Genomic DNA, 21,771 nt, shown 5'->3' on the forward strand with positions numbered 1-21,771 from the left:
ATCGCACCTCTCGGTATTATAGTTTCACTATTGCCATAGATAAGGGCTCCGGCTTATATGTATCCTAAGCTCGCTAGACACTATCAGCTCTCCACGCCAAATCCAAAGAATCTGTTTGCATTGTTGAAGCAGATGTCCTCGATTATTTCCCTGAGATTATCCTCTGTTCCGAAGTATTCACCTCTCTTACAGAGCTCCCCGAGGTAATTACAGAAAACTCTTCTATATAATTCATGTCTCGGATAGGAAATAAAGGATCTGGAATCCGTCAGCATGCCCACTGACAGCGCTACCGGATAGAGATTCGCACAGCTTCTGAACTGACGGTCGATACCATACTGCTGGTCATTGAACCACCATGGAGCTGCAAGCTGAACCTTCGCCACTGTTCCGTTATCACAGAATCCGGCAGCCAGAACTGCCCAGTTCTCGATTTTAGTGCCATCAAGAGGATAAAGCAAGGTCTTGGGAAGCTCTCCCAGTTCTGTAAGCCTGTTAAGGATCTCTCCGACGGAAGTCACCGCACACTGATCGTCAGTACAGTCAAATCCTGTAGACTGACCGACTTTCCTGACTCCAGTCCTGTTGGCATCAAGGTAGGTCCCGATATGGAGCTGCATAACATAGCCCTCCTTATTGTAAAGCCTTCCCATCTCCACCAGGAATGCACTCTGATACTTATCTACCTCTTTTTCTGTTAATGCTTCGTTCCTTCTTGCTTTCCGGAAAATGCACTCTATCTCCTCCTCAGTATAATCCTCCCATTTGAAATGTGGTATACCATCATCCGAAACCGTTGTACCGGTGACATCTTTGAAATACTTAAGCCGGTTTTGCAGCGCCAGAAGCATTGACCTGAAATCATTTATTTCACAGCCTGATACCTCCGAAAGCTTATTTAAATAATCATCAAAGCTGTCAAGCTCCAAAAACATGGCCTTGTCCGGTCTGAATGCCGTGATAACACGTACTCCGCCCTTGTACTCCGCCTTCAGAAGCTTATGATACCTTAGATCATCTATGGGATCCTCTGTAGTAGACACGAGCTTTACGTTGCTGTGCTCCATGCACCACTGCCTCGTCATATGCTTTTCTTTGATGAGCGCTTTGGTCTTTTGATAAATTTCCTCTGCATTGTCCTCTGTAAGGGGCTCATCTATCCCGAAGTAACGCTTAAGCTCCAGCGCACACCAGATGAATATCGGATTTCCCACCATCTTCGGCAGCACCTTTGCGAAAGCCAGATACTTATCATGGAACGAGGTCTCGTTTCCTGTGATATACTTTTCGTCTATCCCGAAGGTACGCATGGCTCTCCACTTGTAGTGATCACCCTCCAGCCACATCTCTCCGAGATCTTCAAACTCCCTGTTCTCGTACATCGCTTTCGGTGAAATATGACAATGATAATCTATGATAGGCATGTGCTCCGCGTACTTGTGATAAAGATCACTACCAGTCTCATTGGTCAGGAACAGTTCCTCGGAAAATTTTGAATTCAGTTTCATTTTTACCTCCATGAATCATGCATGAATCAGGCTTACCCTGATTCGTATATGATTCGCCAATTAAGTTTGAAAGCTTACTTTCAAACCTTCTTCTCCCTCTTATCAGAACCCTATTAACGCTCCGCCATCCACCGGTATGCATGAGCCTGAAATGTATCTGGCTGCTCTGCTGCATAAAAACGCCGCCGTCATACCGACATCCATTGGATCGCCAACGGATTTCGCAGGAATTCGTCCCATGATCTTCTGAAGACGCGGAGGATCGTTGTCCACAGCCTTATGAAACATAGGGGTGTCGATCCAGCCCGGAGCGATTGCATTGACGGTAACTCCGTACTCCGCAAGCTCTGCCGTAAGTACATGTATCATGCCGAGGAAGCCTGCCTTGGCTGTAGCGTATCCTGTCACCTGCGGCTGTCCGATATAGGATGTCATAGATGCCTGGAAGATGATACGTCCGTGCCGCTGTTCCTTGAAATAAGGTGCCACCGCCTTTGCCATTGCGAAGGATCCCACGAGATGAACCTCCAGTACCTTCCTGTAATCTTCCACTGTCATGTCCCATATGAACTTTTTGCAATGGTTTCCTGCGTTGTTTATAAGTATGGTGACCTTTCCAAAATCCGATATCACCTTCTTCACCAGTGAATCAGCTCCCTCGGTATCAGTTATGTCGTGCTGATAGTATCTGACCCCGTCACCGAATTCTGCCAATGTCTCTGCCGCAGCTTCATGACTTCTCGATCCAACTACTGCAACCTCAGCTCCTGCGGATACGAGGCACCTGACGATTCCGAGCCCCAGTCCCGAAGCACCTCCTGTGACGATGGCTACTTCCCCGCTAAGGTCATACCAGCTACTGATGTCAAAATTTCGTAATTCCTCTTCACTTAATGCTGCCATTTTTCTCACTCTTTCTTATACAAAACACTACTGCCTCTCACACTTCACAGGCTCGTTTAAATGTGACTTCCTTCTCCTGATACTTATATGGAATAAAAAATTCTTTATGTCCCATGGCCTCTGACTTGCTGGGCTTTCCGCCGGCAATTTCCGAAACATAGTTCATGAGAGCCTCTGCCATTTCATCGATGCTCTTTTCACCGGTAAGGATCGGACTTGCATCAAATTCCATATCTTCACTCATGCGCTCAAAGGTTGCATGATTTCCGGTTATCTTTATACATGGAGCTACTGCACTCCCTACCACATTTCCTCTGCCCGTCACCAGAAAAACCATATGCGCACCACAGCTTATGAGGTCCATAAGCCCCTCACTGTCATTCGGGTTTGTGATCCCAAACTGCATCCAGTGAGGATCCGGTGTAGAATCAAGGAGCCATAATCCGGCATGTTTCGGTGGTGAAGAAACCTTTATCACTCCTTCTATCTTTTTAGAACCGCTCTTCGCCACAGCTCCCATTGACTTCTCTTCTATGGTGCTCAGTCCCCCGGCAAAATTACCCGGGCTTACTGAGTACTGTCTAACGGATTTACAGTAGTCGAGAGCCTTTTCGTAGGTGTACCTGATTTCCTTTGCGGCATCAGCATTTGCAGCCCTCTGTTCCAGCAGATCCCCGAGACCTATCGCCTCAACGATCTCTTCAAAAATCGCAGTGCCGCCAAGCTCCACCAGTTTGTCATAGAACCTGCCTACCACAACATTGCCCGCAAGTCCCGAGGTATAGTCAGAGCCTCCGCACTCAGCCCCTATGACGAGATCCGAAAGCTTCATCTCAACTTTTTCCGCGTGTGATAGATCTGCCAATGTCTCCCTGATCCACTTAACACCCTTCTCTATAGTCCGCGTCGTACCGCCTTCCTTTTGGATGAACATCCATGAATGCGGCTTACCTTCCTTTGCAGCAATATCTGAAAGCCACTCCGGCTGTATGTATTCGCAACCAAGCCCAACTGAAAGTACTGCTCCCACATTTGGATGCCTTATCATACTTATGAGCATATTGACGGCGTACTGATTATCGGTGCAGCCATCGAAACCAATGAGCTCTACATCCGGGTTATCTGAAAGCTCAACTATACGTCTCGCCACAAACTCAGAGCACTTGACCGTGTAGATGACCAGCACCCGGTTTCTGATTCCCGGAGAGCCGTTCTTTCTTTTATATCCCAGCCATTTTATTTCTTCAGCTTTCATTCAACCACCATCCTCCAAGCTCATATCCTGCAGTACCTTTTCAGGTATGATCAAACCTTTCTCAAGGCACAAAAACCGCAGGATCACTCATATCTGATATCATTGGGCGCTCCCGTCACAGCATCCAGATGACTGGATCTCTCATCGAAGTTCGAGCGCATCACGTGAAGGTGAATCCAGCTTCCGAGAACGATATCCGCTGTAGCTCTCCCGATGACCACACCGTATTTAAGGATGCTTTCATCCTTCTTTATGTCCCGAAGTGCGATCTTGTGTCCTACCGGAATGTCCTCAACTGCTTCCATAACCCTGAGCTCTCCCTCTCCGATTATCTCACACCACATTCCTTTCGGAATCTCAGTCAGAGCCGTAGCCACATTGTCCGATTCATTGATCCTGAAAGCTCTGTACAACATCTTAACCCCGTCTTTCCTGTAACCCTTATCCAGCCTACGTCTTACCGAAACCAACTCTGCATATGCCGAAAAACATACGCTTTGCGTCGGAATATGTCACAGTATTCCGTATTTTGCAAATGCATCCGTCGAAGACATTCCTCCCTCGATGGCTTTGCGAACCACCTTCTCTCCCGAAGCCTTGATGAGTGCCTTCTCCAGGACCTCATCCTTTATCTCCTTCGGGATGACCAGTACCCCGTCGATATCTCCGAATATGAGATCCCCGTCATGTATGGTCACCTGCCCTATCTCGATAGGACATCTGTACTTGAAAACATAGGTACGGATGGAACTGTCCTGAGCCCAGGTAGCTCTGCAGAATACAGGGAAATTCTGTCCGAGAACCTGCGGTGTATCTCTGGAATAGCCGTCAAGGATAGCACCAACAGCACCTCTCGCCTTTGCGGTGGCTGTAAGAAGCTCACCCCAGAGTGCGGAATTGTGTGCACCGGTCGCTACATAGATCTCATTCTTCTGAAGCTGATCCAGAGCCTCCGTCATAAGCCCGAAGGGCTTGTCCGGGTACTCATAAACATCATTCTCCAAAATAGTACATGCATACCCTGCCAGCTTCAGACGATTATCCGGTACACTCCTGTCTATAAATGCCTCCGCCGGAACAAGAGCCTCAAGGGGCTTTATCTCTGCCGGAAGAAACTGATGAGGATATCCCATCTGGTCCAATATATCTCCCACCACAGGTGTGTATAATTTTTCCTTCATCAATGCGAACATCTCTTCGTCATTGCTCCACTGTTTTTCCATATCTCGTTTCCTTTCATTATTTCAGCTATACCATTAACCTGACTCCCCGGTACCTGATCCAAAGAGCCAGAAATCGCCTTATTTCAGGCATTTTTAAGTAAAGAAATGCTGCCAAAATGCCGTCAAAGCATCTCAGCAGCATTCATTAAAACCACTTCATATAAAATTCACCGAATTACCGGTCATCCGGCTACACCGATCGGCATGATGAGATTCGGAATCGTCATGCAGAAAGCCGGTACATAAGTAACCACCAGAAGTACGATGATCATACAGATATAGAACGGTATCATACTCTTTGAAAGCTTCTCCAAAGGAATCTTCGATATAGCCGCACCGATGAAGAGCGTTGACCCTACAGGCGGTGTTACGAGACCGATACCAAGGTTTGTGATCATGATGACACCGAAGTGTACCGGATCGATACCGATGGAAGTTGCTATCGGAAGAAGGATCGGTGTCAGAACCAGAATAATAACGCTCATGTCCATCATGGTTCCGAAGATAAGCATCAGTATATTCATCATGATAAGGATCGCATATCTGTTTGTGGTGATACCAAGGATAGTTCCTGAGATCATGGCAGGAACCTTAAGGTATGTAAGCAGCCATCCAAATGCACTTGATGTGGAGATAAGGATCAGCACGATAGCAAGTGTGTTCAGAGCATTTTCCAATACCATCCAGAAATCCTTGAAATTCATCTTCTTATAAATAAAGAATGAAACTATAAGTGACCACACAACTGCTATAGCCGCCGACTCTGTCGCCGTGAAAACTCCGGCTACTACACCTACCACAACTATCATGACTGTGAACATACCCCAGATCGCCGAAGTAGCAGTCTTGAAAAGATAACTGATACTGAAAGGTGTTCCCTTAGGATAGTTTCTCTTAATGGAGATCACATAGCTGTAGATCATGAGAACGATGCCGAGGAAGACTCCCGGTGCAAACCCTGCAAGGAACAGACGTCCTACAGAAACGCTTCCCGCTACAGTCGAGTAAATAACCATGTTGTGGCTTGGCGGTATAAGGATACCCTCTACCGAGCTCGCCATAGTAACATCAGTGGAGAAATCTCCGTCATAGCCCTGCTTCTCCATCATCGGGATAAGAATGGTTCCGAGTGATGCCGTATCCGCAGCCGAAGAACCTGAGATACCACCGAAGAACATGGATGCAACGATATTAACCATGGCAAGTCCGCCTCTGATCCATCCGACCAGTGCATCCGACAGCTCTATGAGCTTGTCGCTAATGCCTCCCTTGCCCATTATCTCACCCGAGATGATGAAGAAGGGCACCGCCATAAGCGAGAAGGAGAACACTCCCTTTACCATGAGCTGTACCACCTGCATAAGCGGCAGCTGGAGATACATGAATGTAATAACCGAAGCCATGCCGATTGCGTAGGCGATAGGCATTCTCAAAATGATGAAGCCGAAGAACATGCCTATGAGCATGATCGTAGCTACTGTTGTACTAGGCATAGTTCCTTTCCTCCTCTCTGCACTTTCTTGCCTCCGCAAGTCTCGCATCGCGCTCTGCCTGTTCAGCCTCTTTCTTTGCCTTTTCAGCTTCCCAGAAATCTATATACTCCTGAGGGACCTTATCGAGCTTCTTGAACAACGCAAGGAAAAATCTCTCGCTCTGCATGAGAAGCATACATAATCCGGCAAGTGGTACTGCGCCGTAGAGCACTGCCTGAGGAACAGGAATACCTGACATAGTACTCTTGGTCATCAGTGCACAGAACTGTACTCCGTAGATGATCATAAACAGTGAAAATGCAAAGATCATAACCTGACTCAAAACCTTGAGAAGGTCTATGACCTTTTTCGGAAGTATGAAGTCAAGAATCATAACCCTGAGGTGTGTATCAGTTCTGACTGCAAGAGAAGCACTGACCAAAGCCATATAGACCATGCAGAGCAATATGGACTGTTCGCCCCACCTAGGTGTTTTGTGTAAGATGTATCGGCAGAATACTACATAACTCGTAATGCAAATAGATATGATGAACACTATTTTACAGAATGACATAAACAGCCAATACACAGTGTCATAGAACTTTTTCATCAGTCATCCTCCTGCAGTCCTAAGTCTTAACCCTGAACCTCTACAACCTTCTGAAGAAGATCTTCGATTCCCTCTGTGTAGCCTGCCCAAACAGTCTTACAAGCTTCCTGAGCTGCTGCAACATCAGAATCACTCATCTCAAGGATAGTAACACCAAGGTCCTCAAGCTTCTTTCTAAGCTCAACCTCTTCGCTCTCGATCTGAGCCTTGTTCCACTCTGAAGCCTTCTTTCCTGCCTCACGAAGGATCTGCTGATCATCTGCTGAAAGTGAATCCCACTTAGCCTGTGCCATAAGGATGATTCCAGGAGAGAATGTATGTCTGGAAAGGAGATAGTAAGGAGCTACTTCATAGAACTTGTTGGAGTAGTATCCGGGATATCCGTTCTCTGCACCGTCAACTACGCCTGACTGAAGTGATGTGTAGAGCTCGCTGTAGGAAATAGGTGTAGGCTCGCAGCCAAGTGCCTTCATGGTATCCATCATGAGCTGTGTCTCAGGAACTCTGATCTTCAGACCCTTGATGTCTGAGAAGCCCTTGATCTCATTTCTTGTGAAAATGTTTCTGGCACCTTCATCTGTGTATGTGATACCGACCATGCCGGCACCTACATCAACGCCCTCTGTGAAGAATGCCTGACCGAGCTCGTCGTTCTCAAGTACCTTCCACATACTCTCGCGGCTCTTGAAAATGAATGGAAGACCGAACATGTTGAGCTTTCTGAAACCGTAATCAGAAAGTGAGTTTGTATTTCCACGATAGAAATCAACTGTTCCTCCGCCCATCTGAAGCGCATTGAGGCAGGTCTTCTCATCACCGAGTGTTGATGAAGAGTTTACTTCGATAACGATACGTCCGTCTGACATGTCGTGAACATACTTTGAGAACATGTAGCCTGCTCTGGTGTTAATGTTGTCATCAGGATTCAGCTCGCCATACTTGAATACCACCTCAGCATCCTTTTCCCAGTCAAGGATAGTCTGAAGATCAGGCATGGTGTCATCTGATGCTGCAGCTTCCTTCTTTTCTTCCTTCGCTGCCTCTGTAGCTGCCGCTGTTGTCTCGGCAGGCTTCTCTGCCGCCTTCTCTGTTGCGGCTGCTGTGGTGGCTGTAGTCTGTGATGATGATCCGCACGCTGCCAGTCCTGTGAGCATCGCTGAAACCATAGCAAGTGCTACTAATCTTTTTTTCATAGTTTCCTCCTTTGATAGATACGCCGGTCCGGTTGGATTTTGTTTTTTGCAAAGAACCGACGATACATGACAGACCTTCATAAGTTCTGTCAGAGCCTGAATTTAAAGGAACGTTTCACCATGATTGTCGTTCTGAAACGTTTCACTTGTTAACACAAGAGTAATCCCTTGTAGGACAATTGTCAACAGACTTTTATATAATATGTATATCATGCGCATGATATACGATTGATAATTATGCACATTATATATGCTTCCGTTTCTCGTTTTTTCACGCCAAAGAAAAAATATTGCAGTATTTACTTTTAAATGATTAAATGATAGTATGAATAGCACAAAATATGATGATTTTTCTAAAACGTTTCAGTAGGCACCCGTCACATATCTTCACGTATACTGTTTGAATACCGGGGTGCATCAGTGAAGCATCATCATTTCAAGATATTTTGGAGGTTTTTATGGCTTATACAGAGCAGAACCTTACGGTTTTTCATTCAAAGATCACAGACTCCGACTTCCGGAGATTTTCTATTTATAACGGTCTCATCAGAAATCACAGTTTACTGAAGATAGCAGTGTTTGCCGTTTTGCTATGCCTTTTCGGCTGGTGCAATTATCACACAGGTATGCCGCTTCTCTGTCTTTCCTTCGTTATCCCGGGGCTGCTGCTTCCTTTTGTATATCTTTTCAGATATATGAAAAGTGTAAACAGACAGATAAAGACCCTGAAATTGACTAAAGAAGCCAAAGAAGCCTATACCGTAGGATTTACATCGAGAGGTATCTGGATTCACAGAGGCGATGAAAATGTCACTCTTGACTGGGAAACCCTGGACAGTGCCGTTTCGGTAAAGGGAGCCACTTATCTTTACTACATGAAGAACAGAGCGCTGATACTTCCGGACAGCACCATAACTTTGTCAGACATCTCTTTCTTCAGATCACTTCTCTCTGAGAAGCTGGAGCAGAGATATAAGGCTAGTCTCCTCCGTCCTTTCTCTTTCAAAGACAGGACTCCGGCATCCGCTTCTGTATAAGGCAGTGATTGTCATACAGAAAGAGGCATTTGCAGCCTTGAGAATAAATTCCGCATATCTGAATTTTTAATCCGGCAACCTAAGTGCATTTAACTGCATTAACTATATCTTTCAAAATCAAGGAGACTATCTATCATGATAATTCAAAAATTTGAATCCTGGTGGGTCGAGAGAGGTCGCTGCCTCTTCGATGAAAAAAGACAGGGCGGAGCCAAGATGGGCTGGGATGTTCTGGTTATCAAGCTGACCACCGATACGGCCATCGAAGGCATAGCCACATGTATGGCCGCCAGATCCGGCGCTGTTTCAGAGTCTTATCTCAACGAAACCGTGGCACCTGTTGTTTTGGGAAAAGACCCTCATGACCGCGAAGCTATTTTTCAGGAGCTTTGGATCATTGACAGACACGAGGCATTCTTCCCTGTTTTCCTTCCCGGTCCTGTTGACGTAGCACTCTGGGATATATGTGCAAAGGAAGCAGGCCTCCCGCTCTTCAAATACATAGGAGCCTACAGAACCAGCCTTCCTGCCTATGCAAGCTCCAACTTCCTGCCATCTGTTCAGGATTATGTCGAGGAAGCACTCTATTACAAGGAAAAAGGTCTCAAGGGTTACAAGATGCATCCGGCCGGCCCTGTAGAGTTTGACATGCAGGTTCATCAGGCAGTCCGGGATGCTGTAGGTCCCGATTATGCTCTCATGACTGATCCGGTCGGAGATTACACTCTGGACGAAGCAGTCCGCGTGGGGCGTCAGCTGGAGAGGCTGAATTTTGAATGGTTCGAGGAACCCTTCAGAGACTTTGAGCTCTATAAGTACACAGAGCTCTGCAGAACTCTGGACATCCCTATAGCTGCTACAGAGACCACAAGAGGATGTCATTGGGGCGTGGCTCAGGTTATCGCTCAGCACGCAGCCGACATCGTAAGAGCCGATGTTTCATGGAAAGACGGAATCACAGGCACTCTGAAGATTGCTCACCTCGCTGAGGCCTTCGGTCTCAATGTCGAGATCCATACAACCACCATGAACTATATGGATATGGCAAACCTCCATGTAAGCTGTGCCATCAAGAACTGCAAGTACTTTGAGTACTTCGTTCCCGAAGATAATTACAGGCTTCCTATGAAGGGAGATCTTCCTATCGATGAAAACGGAATCATTCACGTTCCGGAAGACAAACCGGGAGTCGGTGTCGATCTAGACTGGGATCTCATTAAGAAAGCCTGTCACAATTACATCTGTCAGGAATACAAGGGATGATCGCCGCATAAAAAATGCGGCAGAACGGAGAATATTATGTCAGAATTAGATGGATATGCAGGAATAGTTACAGGAGGTTCCAGCGGCATAGGACTGGAAGTGGCAAATCAGCTTGCCGCCCGGGGCGCCACTGTATATATCATTTCCAGAACCGGGCATGTCAAGTCAGACTGCCCTGAAAGCCTCCCCGGAACTGTTCACATAAAGGGAGACATCACCGATACCGAAGAGATGAGGGGTATCATCAGAGAGCTCGCAGAGAAGCATGAAGGTCACCTTGACTTCCTTGTCAACAACGCAGGTGCCACCTATAAGTGCGTGGCACAGGATATTCCGGAGGAGGAATTTGACAGGGTCCTGAACACCAACGTCAAGTGCTCATTCCTGATGGCTCAGATGCTCTATCCATATCTCAGAAAAAGTCCTCACAAGGGCAGGATAGTCAATATCTCCAGCATGAGCGCTCATCTCGGATTCTCACTGGTGGTTCCCTACTGCGTGAGCAAATCTGCAGTGCTCGGTCTCACCAGAGGACTAGCCATCGAATGGGCGAACGACAACATTACCGTAAACTCCATAGCTCCCGGCTGGTTCCACAGTAAGATGCTCGACGAGGTCATGGACGATAAACGCCGCGAACAGATACTGAATCGTATCCCTGTACATGATTTCGGAGATACAAAGGATCTCGGAGCACTGGCTGCATTCCTCATCGGTCCGAACGGTTCTTACATAAACGGTCAGGACTACGCCATGGACGGCGGAGCACTGGCTTTCGGATATTAGACTCTCCACATCGCACACCAAAGTGTACTGCATAGTCAAGTAGCGGTGAAAGTCTGCATCAGATATGTCTCACAACTTCGAATCTCTGGAGTTTCACCTTCTCCTCTGGATCGATTCCGCCCTTTTGTCTCGCGATGGCTATCTGCTGCTCCACAGTATCGACTCCCTCGAGATCAGGAAGCAGAAGCCCCCTGCGGTTACCGGCGCTGACTATGACTCCGTACCGCTTCACATCCAGCTCCTCAGGCCCCGTGATATCTTCGGGCTCCCCCAACACATCAACATTGATGTCGAGGAAAGGCAGCTCCTCAGGACGTATAGCATCGAACCTCGGGTCTCTCGTAGACGCACTGATGGCATTGTTTATGATCTCCCGTGCCACGCACTCGGTTACAGGCAGTATGGTCCCTATGCATCCTCTGAGTCTCCCGTCCTTATGTATGGACACGAAAGCTCCGGCACGCTTCGACAGCATTTCAGAAGGCAGTCCCTCAGGGATCTCCAGCACCTTCCGATTCATGATGAAGCTTTCCAGCGAAGCTCTTGCCAGTCTCACATACGCATCCGATGCCAATGTCTTCGCCTCCAGTTCTTCCTTAAGCTTTGCGAGATAACTCTCCCGGAAATGTCTGGAATCATCCGACTCCACAGGATAGAAGGAGGCGATTCCATATCCGACTCCGGTCACATCCTGATGGGAGTAAACATTGGCATCCACCTTCATCCCGTCCAAAGCACCCGCCATGATCACGAAAGAACGATGACCGCACTCAGCCGCACGCCTGCAGAAATCCTCCCGGAAATCAAACATCTCCTGAAAGGCGGCTCTTCCCGCCACATCCATGATCCTTTCATCATAAACCGGACCTTCCGAAGCAAATCCGTACGGTCCGTGAGCCTGAAGCTTATGAGACAGATCACCGCTCGCCACAAAGACCACTCGACGGCCTAAATCGTCAGTCGCCTTTTGAATCATCTCTCCCAACCTGTAATGCTCGGCAAGTCCCAGGCCCGAAAGTCCTATCCTTATGAGTTTTCCTCCACTGTACTTTCTTCGAATGAACCAAAGCGGAACCATGGTACCGTGATCCAGCTCCGCATCCTTCTCTCCCAATGTTCCTGCCGGGAAATCCTCACTCTCCGCTATGTCACATATTCTGTCTCTGAGTTCCTCATCATATCTCTCTTCGAAGGTCACTTCCGATGCTCTGAACCTCGCAAAGTCCCCTCTGGCACCCCTACCTGGAGAAATATGAAAATAATCAGAATACATGATACTGTGAGGGCTTGTGATGACGATAGTTTCAGGCTTAAGCTCTGCGATCTCCTGCGCCACCCTCTCATACGCATCTATCGTTTCCTGAACGCTCTTCTCACTGCCGCGTCCTATCTCAGGGATGATCAGCGGTGGATGCGGCACCATAAATGCAGCTAATATAGACATAGTTCCTCCTTATTTTTTTACTCACCCGCCTCGCAACGAACGCCAGAACACCAGGTTCACATTGCACCGGCCTTTTAAACTATTTTACCATACATACATATTGCACCGCGTAACCAATATCATTATTATAGTTCCCATGAAAAACTATTACATGGACAATGCGGCTACCACGCCGCTCTCAAAAGAGGCCCTCGAGGCCATGATGCCTTACCTTACAGATGAGTTCGGTAATGCATCCACTATCTATATGCCGGGGCAGCGGGCAAAAAGTGCGATAGAAAACAGCAGACGCACCATAGCTTCCACCATAGGTGCGAAGCCGTCGGAAATTTATTTCACCAGCGGAGGATCCGAGTCCGACAACTGGGCGCTGGTTGGTGCGTTTGAACATGCCCGTCCCGCCCTTCGTGAAAAGGGGCTGCCCGGACACATCATCACTGACAAAATAGAACATCATGCCATCCTCAACACCTGCAGGTATCTGGAAGCTCAGGGCGTTGAGGTGACCTATCTCGATGTGGATGCTTATGGCAATGTCGATCCCGCGGCTGTCATGGCTTCCATCCGGAAAGACACCTTCCTCGTCAGCATCATGACTGCCAACAACGAGGTAGGAACTGTCGAGCCGATAAAAGAGATTGGAGAAGCACTCAGGAAACATGAGACAGAAACCGGACAGAAGATCCTCTTCCATACCGATGCGGTTCAGGCATTCGGTCACATAGAGTTAGATGTTTCGGAGCTCAATGTTGACCTCATGTCTTCAAGTGCTCACAAACTAAACGGACCAAAGGGCGTAGGATTCCTCTATATACGCCGTGATATAACTCTTCCGGGATTTATTCACGGAGGTGCTCAGGAGCGGGGCCGGAGAGCCGGTACCGAAAATGTTCCCGCCATAGCAGGATTTGCGAGGGCGGCGGAGATTGCCTGCGGAAGCCTCGGCATAAGGAAGATCCGGGAAACCGAAGTACGGGACCATCTCATCGAGAGACTCCTCACAGAGATTCCGGGCGCAAGACTGAATGGCGACAGGGCCTCGAGACTCCCGAACAACGTAAATGTCTGCTTTCCGGGGACAGATGGCGAGACTCTGCTTCTACTTCTCAACGAACGGCAGATCTATGCAAGTGCAGGTTCTGCCTGCGCCAGCGGTTCTCTGGAGCCGAGCCATGTGCTTATGGCGATGGGGCTCAGTAAAGATGACGCAAGAGCAAGCCTCAGACTGACCATCAGTCATGACACTTCTATAGAGGACACAGACTATGTGGCGGATACCCTGAAAGAACTGGTGACCCGTATCAAAAAAATATAATTTAAAATAAATGCCGGCGCGGAACGCTTTATTCTCATATTTTGATACTCACATCATAATCTAATAAGAAAAAATGCCGATATGTACCTTGGAAGTGTTGCGATAGAGACCCAGGAGGATCTCCATTATGTTTCTTGCAGAGACCGGTATAGAAAAAGAACTTGATGCATTATTAAAAGAATGTACTGAAAAAAAGCAGGACACTCAGATGATCCTGTTTGTTACGGCTGACGATATAGAAGAGGTATCTAAAAAAATAAACGATGCTTTCCCCATGCCACATGTCATGGGCGTTCAGTCCTATTATTTTCGTCATGGAGTTCTGAACAAAAACGGCACTGTGCTCATGTTTATAGAGAATGATCCTTCGGAGTTTGAGTATTCTTACGGCATCATAGAAGATGTAAGCACTGATCCCGCCAAGGATATACTGGAGATTCAGAAGAAGGTCGCGAACATTCATCCCGGTAATGACGATACTATCTGCCTCGAATTCTGTACGGGTGGCGAGGATCGCCTGATGACAACATTGAACTCCGTCATGAAAGAGCATGGCATAACTGTTTTTGGAGCCACTACGCATCTTATGGGCTCAAGTTATGCCAGCCGTATTTTCTATGGCAGACAGCTATATGATGACGCATGCATCTATATCCTCATCAGAAATCTGTACGGCAGGATCATAACTTATTCACAGAACATATATAAGCATCACAGTAACGGTCAGCTTTACATAGCAACAAAGGTAGACAAAGAGGCCAGAATCCTCATGGAGCTCGACGGAAGACCGGCGGCGGAGGTTTACTGTGAAGAGCTGGGCATTTCCCTCGATGATATCAGTGACGCTTATCCATATCATCCTTTAAGTAAATGTATCGGCGAGGATAATTATCTGGTATCCATCAGGGAGTGTAACCCTGACGGCAGTCTGACTCTTTGTAAGCAGATAAACCAGAACGATCTTTTATATATCAACGATATAGATGACTACAAGAACATCATTACCGAAAAATTCAGTAAACTGGGCAGTGATCTTCCTGATGCGGCTACCATACTGACCATTGACTGCCTGTACAGATATCTTCTTTTTGAAAAAGAAGGAAGTCTCGACTGGTATGCCGGAATGCTGGATGATTCAGGGCTCAATTCTCTCGGCATCGTGGGAATGAGTGAACAGTATGATATCCAGAATTCGAATCAGACCATGATAAGTGCTATATTCGAAAGAAAAGTATGTCCTGAAGATCCTCTGGATATCAAAGAAGTTATAAGCGAAGGCGACGCATGTGACATAACTGCAGTTCAGGATCTGACGACAGAGATCTGTCACGAAGAGCACAAACAGAAAAAAGAGACCTTGAATGCGAGGATCTATCCTTTGGACTTCATGCTTCATTATGTCATGAAAACGAAAGACAGTATAGTACAGCGAGAAACCTATGTGCTGAAAACTCTTCTCATGATACAGCGGAGACTCAGACAGATCCTGAAAAATGACAACCCTATGGAGATTCATGACTACGCAGAACGAATACTCTCCTGCAGCCATGCTATGGCAGACAGACTTGCAGCCATAAATCTCCAGATAGAAGATATGAGCAACATGCTGGACCAGACAGAATATCTCATCAATGACGTGGTCTATTTAGATGGTCTCACGGGTCTACTGAACCGTGCGTTCTTCAATATCATGGGGGATGATCTTTTCGATGAAGCACAGGAAAAAAACGGCATGTCCATCGCTTTCTTCGACATAGATGACTTCAAGCATTTCAATACGGATTTTGGGCATGACTTCGGAGATCAGGTACTGAAGGAGCTGGCCATGGTCCTGAAGGGCTGCTTCAGAAGCGGTCATGACATCCATCTCATCAGAATGGGTGGTGATGAATTCATGATATTGAATCCTTCCGTACTGAGCTACGAGCAGTTTGTCGAAAGGATGAATCTGGCGAGGGAACGGGTCTCAAAACATAAAGTCTATCACGACCATATGGAAGCAGGTCTCACTATAAGCATAGGAATGGCAGACTCCAAGAGTGAAGGCATAACCAGCATGTGGAATCTCTACAGAAGTGCCGACTCCCGCCTCTATGAGGCAAAGGATGCCGGCAAGAATCAGATAAAAGCCTATAGTAATTAGCTTTCCATAAGCCCCGGTATCCTTGCCGGGGCTTTACATATTGCGTTTTTTCTCTCATAATACCTTCATCATTTTTAACCCCGGAGGTATCATGAGCAAAAAAAGTAAGGCAATCCTTTTCATTTGTTTATCCGCATTTTTCTTCAATCTGATGAATATCTTCGTTCGCCTCGCAGGCGACGTTCCCAGCATACAGAAAAGCTTCTTCAGAAATCTGGTGGCAGTCTTCGTTGCTGTCATGATGATCATAAAAAGCGGTGAGGGCTTCCATCCCAAAAAGGAAAATCTTCCTGTACTGTTCCTAAGATCGTTTTTCGGAACTGTAGGCATCCTCTGTAACTTTTACGCCGTTGACCATCTGACTCTTGCCAATGCTTCTATCCTTAACAAGATGTCACCCTTCATGGTCCTTATCTTCTCCTTCTTCATATTGAAAGAAAAACTGAAGCCTATGCACCTTCTCATCATACTTATAGCATTTTCAGGATGCTTCTTCGTTGTGAAGCCATCCCCGGAAAACCTCAACATAACAGGCTCCCTTGCCGGACTGATGGGAGGCGTTACCGCAGGACTGGCATATACCTTCGTAAGAAAAGCAAGTCTTAAGGGAGAAAAGGGAGCGACCATAGTTCTTTTCTTCTCACTATTCTCCTGCCTGTCTGTTCTTCCTTATATCATCACAAACTACCACCCTATGAGCCTTCATCAGCTCTGTATGCTTCTATTTGCGGGAGCTGCTGCAACAGGCGGACAGTTCTCTGTAACGGCAGCCTACAGCAACGCTCCTTCCAAGCAGATATCTGTCTACGACTACACCCAGGTCCTTTGGGCAGCACTTCTCGGATTTTTCCTTTTCGGTGACATCCCGGATATCTGGAGCGTAGTTGGCTACGGACTCATAATAGGCGCCGCCATCCTCATGTTTCTGTACAACCGGAAAGTTAATTCATGAAAAAAGATATTATCTTATGTCTTGGCACTCATGTCATGATATAATCTTATTTCCATGGGTTATATTGCATGGCAAATAGAAATCAGGAGAAAATTTTCACAGTAATATGATATTAGATTTATTGGATCAGATCGACAGCGTTATGTATTACCCGGTGCTCATGATCGTCATGGCACTCGCCGGATTGTACTTCACAGTCCTTACCAAAGGCGTTCAGATACGACTTTTTCCCGAATCCATACGGCTTTTAAAAGAACCGGCAGGTAAAAAAGGTGGTATTTCCTCCCTTCAGGCGATGCTGGTCTCCACAGCATCAAGAGTAGGAACCGGCAACATCGTGGGGGTATCCACTGCCATCTGTCTGGGCGGTCCGGGGGCATGCTTCTGGATGTGGCTCATGTGCATCATCGGAGCTTCATCCGCATTTATCGAAAGCACCCTGGCTCAGATATACAAGCAGAAAATGAAAAACGGCAACTCCTACGGCGGTCCTGCCTATTACATCGAAAAAGCATTAAAGGCACCCTTTGTCGCAAAGGCCTTCTGCGTATTTCTCATTGCCACATACGCGGTAGGATTTAACCTTTTGTGTTCATACAATCTTCAGTCCACATTTGCGGCTTACAGGTTTTACGACGCAAAAAGCACCCCTGTTCTCGTGGGTACCATCCTCTCTCTTTTGACAGCATACTGCCTGTTTGGCGGAGGAAAAAGGATCATTGCCTTTACCAGCCTAATCGTACCTCTCATGGGTCTCTCCTATGTTGCAGTCTCGCTGGTGGTGATACTCGTTAACTGGATACATATCCCTGCCATGTTCGCCATGATATTTAAGGATGCCTTTGACATAAAGGCTATCTTCGGTGCCGTTTCCGGTTCCTGCATGATATACGGAATCAAACGAGGACTTTACTCCAACGAAGCCGGTGTGGGTTCTGCGCCCAATGCTTCCGCCTCAGCAGCTGTGTCCCACCCGGTAAAGCAGGGTCTGGTTCAAACCTTATCAGTCTATATAGATACTCTGCTTTTGTGTACAGCTACTGCACTTATGTGCTTATCAAGCGGTGTCGAAAGAAACGAAGCTGTGTCCGGTGCTCTCTATGTTCAGAACGCCATATCCACAGTTTTCGGAGGGGTGGGACCTCTTTTCATCACCATCGCCATGAGTCTTTTCGCTTTCACGACTATACTCGGAAATCTTTTTTACGTTGATAATGCCATCATCTATCTCAATAAAAAAAGGATACCGTCCCGGAGATTCCTACTCGCCTTTCATATATTCTGTGCAGCCATCATTCTCTTTGGTGCCATTCTCCCTATGAATGCCGCATGGGCGCTAGCCGATATCACCATGGGTGGCATGACTCTTATCAACCTTCCGGCATGTATGATACTTGGAAAAATTGCCCTTAAGACACTGAGAGATTACGAAGAACAGAGGGCCGCAGGAAAGGATCCTGTATTTGACGCAAGAAAGCTAGGACTTCCTGAATCAGATCTCGATTTCTGGCACTGATATCATGAACCTCTATCAGGAGCGTGGATTGTCTCTGGCTTTTCACAGAATTCCGCCGGAACATACCTTGTTCTTAAAGAAATACCTACATCACTAACCGAAGTTTCAGAAATTTAATAAATAAGCACTTGTTCATTTTATATGGGAAATGATATCATAAGTCGTAATTTTTTCAGGAGGTTAGCGATGATTGGTTTTTTTGATGCTGAATTCAACTCACTGAGACAGTCAGACGGAAACTTTGATTACAGTCTGATCGATATCGCAGTTATACCATGTAAAAGCAAAAAACAAGTGCCTGTTAAAAAGCCTTTTCAATCCTTTTGCCGACCGGAAAAGAATGACGGAAAGGTTTACAGAGCCATACGTGAGCTTACTAACATCTCTCAGTCGGTCATAGATAAGGCTGAAGGATTCAATGTAGTTTACAGAGCATTCAGAGAATATGTACTTCGAAACAACATTACCAAGATCTTCACCTGGGGCGGAAGCGACCTGCCCATGATGAATTGGAACTGTGAGTTTTATGATATACCTAAGGAAGAACGTGATATACTTGACCGCTTCGTAGATATCGCCCCTGACATCTGCAGTAAGCTGGGAACCAAATCCGTAACTTCTGTAGAGAATGCTTCGTTTATATGCAACTGCCAGAAAAGAGACAGGCACAATGCTTTGGATGATGCCATATCTTTACACGAGATAGTTTACGCTACCGAACTTAAGAAGTTCAACAAACAAAGAGCAAAACAGTTTCATGACTTCGAATGCCACAGAAATGATTTCCTCGCAGCTAAACAGCTTATGGAAAGCCTGAAGCTGCACGGCACTGATATAAACGAACTTATAGAACGCATAAACAACGGCGAGAAATTCCCGAGCTTTTTCGAATTTCTCGGTCAAAACGATGAAACTAAAAAACAGGAATCGGCTTGATAAAGACCGATTCCTGTTCTTTTTTACTATTCTACTATGTAAGTGTTATTTGCCGCTATCGAATCATTTCGAGCTCCGCGCCACCACGATCCTTCCAGTTTTATGCCGGCACAAGCGTAGAATAATTTATGCCCCTTATATAAAGTCCACCTTTCCGGTATCTATATGATACAGTGCTCCCACTACCTTCAGACTGTGCTCATGCTCTTCCTTCTGTATCTCGAGACTTTCCTCCACCGCAGCAACACTGTGCTTCACATTGAGAACACATGCCTTTTCCGGATCCGTTTCATCCCTTATGGCCTCTCTTATCTCATGAAGTATAAACCTGATGTATTTATTGTCATCATCAGGATGGAAGGCTGCTCCTATGGCACCGCAGTTCGTATGTCCCATGACTACGATAAGCCTCGTACCCAGATGGCTCGCCGCATACTCTATGCTTCCCAGCTGATGATCGTCGATAACATTACCGGCAACCCTGATAACAAAGAGCTCACCTATTCCGGTTGAAAATATAGTCTCGGGAATAACTCTCGCATCCGAGCAGGTCACCACCACCGCAAAGGGCTCCTGTCCCTTGCCGGCTGTCTTTAAACGTGCAGTATATGAAACATCTCCGTTGCTCATGTCGGTCTCCAGGTATTTTCGATTTCCCTCCATGAGGCGTTCCAATGCCTTATCCGCAGACATCACGATCTTATCCATAAATTTCCCTCCTGTTTTCAAGTCACTTTGCCGTCTGAAATTCCGGCTCACAGACCGGATAATCTGATATTTCCGTACAGCTCAAATTCACAGCTTTAACTCCAGCTCTCTTCCACTGTACTTTGTAGTTTCCACCATGCTCTGCATCCAGGGTCCGTAATTGTGATTCCATAGTGATTCTATCATATCTTTGTAAACAGGATCGACCTTAAGCTCCTGCTTGTGCTCTGCCAAAGACCCTTCCTCATAATACCTGAAGAACCTGTCTATCAGCTTCAGCACTTCATCCTTCTTTTGACCGCTGAGCCCCTCTCCTTCCAAAAGCTTCGCTAATGTCTCGTGCATAAATTCCGAGCTCTCCCGTTCAAGTTCCTCAAGCCTTGGTTTCACATCAGACCCGTAGCTTGAAAAATCTATAGGCTCTGCATAATAGACCAGCCTATCCTTACCTAAGGCAAGTTCCCCTATCAGATGCCTGCCGGAGAATGGCATACCGCTCAGAACCTCCCAGAGTCCATCGCTCTCAGTTATATACTGCGAATGCATATGTCCTGTTATGGCAAGCTTTACTCCTCCTGAGCGAAGCACATCAGCCAGTTCCGTGTTATGGATCACATGGGATGCGGCTCCCTTATCACCTGCTCCGTAGAGAACATTATGATGAGACAGAAAAAGTATCCTGTGACCTTTATATTTCTCCAGCATTTCACCGAGCCACTTCATGGTCTCCTGTGAAAATTCTCCCTGCGCTCCAAGGTGGAGTGCTTTGTCATCCATTGCGAGAAATACCACATCACGTACTATGGCTGTATAGCTGAGTGACGCCGTATCTCTGTCCACCGGTTCCAAAAGTCCGAAATACAATTTCTCATACCCGGCTTCATCCATGAGATCAAAATCATGATTGCCGGTGGTCAGTATAACAGGGATACCACTGTCCTTTATCTTTTGAAGCTTTGAGACAAGCTCCGATACATCACCTGTGTAACCGCTGTTTGTATTGTCACCGGTCATGATAAAAACATCCGGATGCTTCGCGATCACTTCATCTACGATCGCATCCGTGATTTCTTCCGCAACAGCCATGCCCGGAACACTCATATGATCCACTTCCCTGTAACCGGTATAGTGAAGGTCTGATGTGATGATTGCCTTCACACTTTCATCATCTTCCCATATAGGATCATCCTTAAGAGACGATCTGTCTGTATCCGTCTGCTCCATACCGTTACCTGTTCCGGTTCTTCCTGACTCATCAGCCTTTTTACCACTTCCTTCGGAACCGCCGCATGCCGTTAAGGCATTCCCTATGAACAGTATGCAAAGTACTGTCATGACTGCACTGATTATTCTGTTTTTCCTGGTTTTCCTAAGCTTCATTACGTTCCTCCATTAGAGAAATGTTATGTCATGTACACAGCTGATGTCAATCTGCATAATTAAAACGAGACAATCGAGTAGGGGGAATATAATCCCCCTCTCACACCACCGTACGTGCCGTTCGGCA

General features: G+C 46.6%; 19 protein-coding genes. 8 read left to right on the forward strand and 11 right to left on the reverse strand.

The features are described from left to right. Positions 1-83 precede the first annotated feature (83 nt). The 8 genes from uxaC to BXO88_RS13415 all read right to left on the reverse strand — a co-directional run bounded on the left by uxaC (position 84) and on the right by BXO88_RS13415 (position 8,164). On the reverse strand, positions 84-1,508 hold the full coding sequence (gene uxaC, locus BXO88_RS13380) for a glucuronate isomerase (RefSeq protein WP_139355596.1): 1,425 nt from the start codon (positions 1,506-1,508) through the stop codon (positions 84-86). Positions 1,509-1,610: 102 nt separating this feature from the next. Beyond that, positions 1,611-2,411 (reverse strand): SDR family NAD(P)-dependent oxidoreductase, encoded by an 801-nt coding sequence (locus BXO88_RS13385; RefSeq protein WP_078038233.1) that lies wholly within the window; start codon positions 2,409-2,411, stop codon positions 1,611-1,613. Positions 2,412-2,448: 37 nt separating this feature from the next. Continuing rightward, entirely contained in the window at positions 2,449-3,666 is a 1,218-nt protein-coding gene (locus BXO88_RS13390; protein WP_078038234.1) for a UxaA family hydrolase, read from the reverse strand. An 83-nt stretch (positions 3,667-3,749) separates the two neighbouring features. Continuing rightward, positions 3,750-4,082, reverse strand: a complete 333-nt coding sequence (locus BXO88_RS13395; RefSeq protein WP_078038235.1) for a UxaA family hydrolase — start codon at positions 4,080-4,082, stop codon at positions 3,750-3,752. 96 nt (positions 4,083-4,178) lie between these two features. Further along, positions 4,179-4,889 (reverse strand): RraA family protein, encoded by a 711-nt coding sequence (locus tag BXO88_RS13400; RefSeq protein WP_078038236.1) that lies wholly within the window; start codon positions 4,887-4,889, stop codon positions 4,179-4,181. Between the two features lie 182 nt (positions 4,890-5,071). Further along, a complete protein-coding gene (locus tag BXO88_RS13405; protein ID WP_078038237.1) occupies positions 5,072-6,382 on the reverse strand; it encodes a TRAP transporter large permease in 1,311 nt (436 codons plus the stop codon). Beyond that, positions 6,375-6,971, reverse strand: a complete 597-nt coding sequence (locus BXO88_RS13410; RefSeq protein ID WP_078038238.1) for a TRAP transporter small permease — start codon at positions 6,969-6,971, stop codon at positions 6,375-6,377. The genes BXO88_RS13405 and BXO88_RS13410 overlap by 8 nt, the downstream gene beginning before the upstream one ends. 26 nt (positions 6,972-6,997) lie before the next feature. Next, positions 6,998-8,164, reverse strand: coding sequence for a TRAP transporter substrate-binding protein (locus tag BXO88_RS13415; RefSeq protein WP_168171714.1), 1,167 nt, complete (start codon positions 8,162-8,164; stop codon positions 6,998-7,000). Between the two features lie 458 nt (positions 8,165-8,622). Here BXO88_RS13415 and BXO88_RS13420 point away from each other — a divergent pair, with 458 nt between their 5' ends. From BXO88_RS13420 to BXO88_RS13430, 3 genes are all read left to right on the forward strand, one after another. Next, positions 8,623-9,201, forward strand: a complete 579-nt coding sequence (locus tag BXO88_RS13420) for a YcxB family protein (protein WP_078038240.1) — start codon at positions 8,623-8,625, stop codon at positions 9,199-9,201. Positions 9,202-9,336: 135 nt separating this feature from the next. Beyond that, complete coding sequence (locus BXO88_RS13425) at positions 9,337-10,464, forward strand: enolase C-terminal domain-like protein (protein WP_078038241.1); 1,128 nt, start codon at positions 9,337-9,339, stop codon at positions 10,462-10,464. 36 nt (positions 10,465-10,500) lie between these two features. Next, positions 10,501-11,250: an SDR family NAD(P)-dependent oxidoreductase gene (locus BXO88_RS13430; RefSeq protein WP_078038242.1), complete on the forward strand. Its 750-nt coding sequence runs from the start codon at positions 10,501-10,503 to the stop codon at positions 11,248-11,250. Between the two features lie 58 nt (positions 11,251-11,308). Here the strand turns inward: BXO88_RS13430 and amrA are convergent, their stop codons facing one another. Next, positions 11,309-12,694 (reverse strand): AmmeMemoRadiSam system protein A, encoded by a 1,386-nt coding sequence (amrA, locus tag BXO88_RS13435; protein WP_078038243.1) that lies wholly within the window; start codon positions 12,692-12,694, stop codon positions 11,309-11,311. A 136-nt stretch (positions 12,695-12,830) separates the two neighbouring features. Between amrA and BXO88_RS13440 the strand changes: the two genes are divergently transcribed. The 5 genes from BXO88_RS13440 (at position 12,831) to BXO88_RS13460 (ending at position 19,556) form a co-directional block, all read left to right on the forward strand. Further along, positions 12,831-14,009, forward strand: a complete 1,179-nt coding sequence (locus BXO88_RS13440; protein ID WP_078038244.1) for a cysteine desulfurase family protein — start codon at positions 12,831-12,833, stop codon at positions 14,007-14,009. A gap of 127 nt (positions 14,010-14,136) precedes the next feature. Next, a complete protein-coding gene (locus BXO88_RS13445; RefSeq protein ID WP_078038245.1) occupies positions 14,137-16,152 on the forward strand; it encodes a sensor domain-containing diguanylate cyclase in 2,016 nt (671 codons plus the stop codon). 91 nt (positions 16,153-16,243) lie between these two features. After that, the gene (locus BXO88_RS13450; protein ID WP_078038246.1) at positions 16,244-17,104 is read left to right on the forward strand and encodes a DMT family transporter; all 861 of its coding nucleotides are present in this window, start codon (positions 16,244-16,246) and stop codon (positions 17,102-17,104) included. Between the two features lie 106 nt (positions 17,105-17,210). Then, complete coding sequence (locus BXO88_RS13455) at positions 17,211-18,620, forward strand: alanine/glycine:cation symporter family protein (protein WP_078038247.1); 1,410 nt, start codon at positions 17,211-17,213, stop codon at positions 18,618-18,620. Positions 18,621-18,806: 186 nt separating this feature from the next. Next, complete coding sequence (locus tag BXO88_RS13460; protein ID WP_168171715.1) at positions 18,807-19,556, forward strand: exonuclease domain-containing protein; 750 nt, start codon at positions 18,807-18,809, stop codon at positions 19,554-19,556. 135 nt (positions 19,557-19,691) lie between these two features. Here BXO88_RS13460 and BXO88_RS13465 read toward each other — a convergent pair whose 3' ends face one another. Both BXO88_RS13465 and BXO88_RS13470 read right to left on the reverse strand, forming a co-directional pair. Continuing rightward, a complete protein-coding gene (locus BXO88_RS13465) occupies positions 19,692-20,264 on the reverse strand; it encodes a carbonic anhydrase (protein ID WP_078038249.1) in 573 nt (190 codons plus the stop codon). A gap of 87 nt (positions 20,265-20,351) precedes the next feature. Further along, positions 20,352-21,644, reverse strand: a complete 1,293-nt coding sequence (locus tag BXO88_RS13470; RefSeq protein ID WP_078038250.1) for a metallophosphoesterase family protein — start codon at positions 21,642-21,644, stop codon at positions 20,352-20,354. Positions 21,645-21,771 lie beyond the last annotated feature (127 nt).

Origin of the sequence: Oribacterium sp. C9 (assembly GCF_002007235.1) — a bacterium.
Classification (GTDB): Bacteria; Bacillota; Clostridia; order Lachnospirales; family Lachnospiraceae; genus Oribacterium.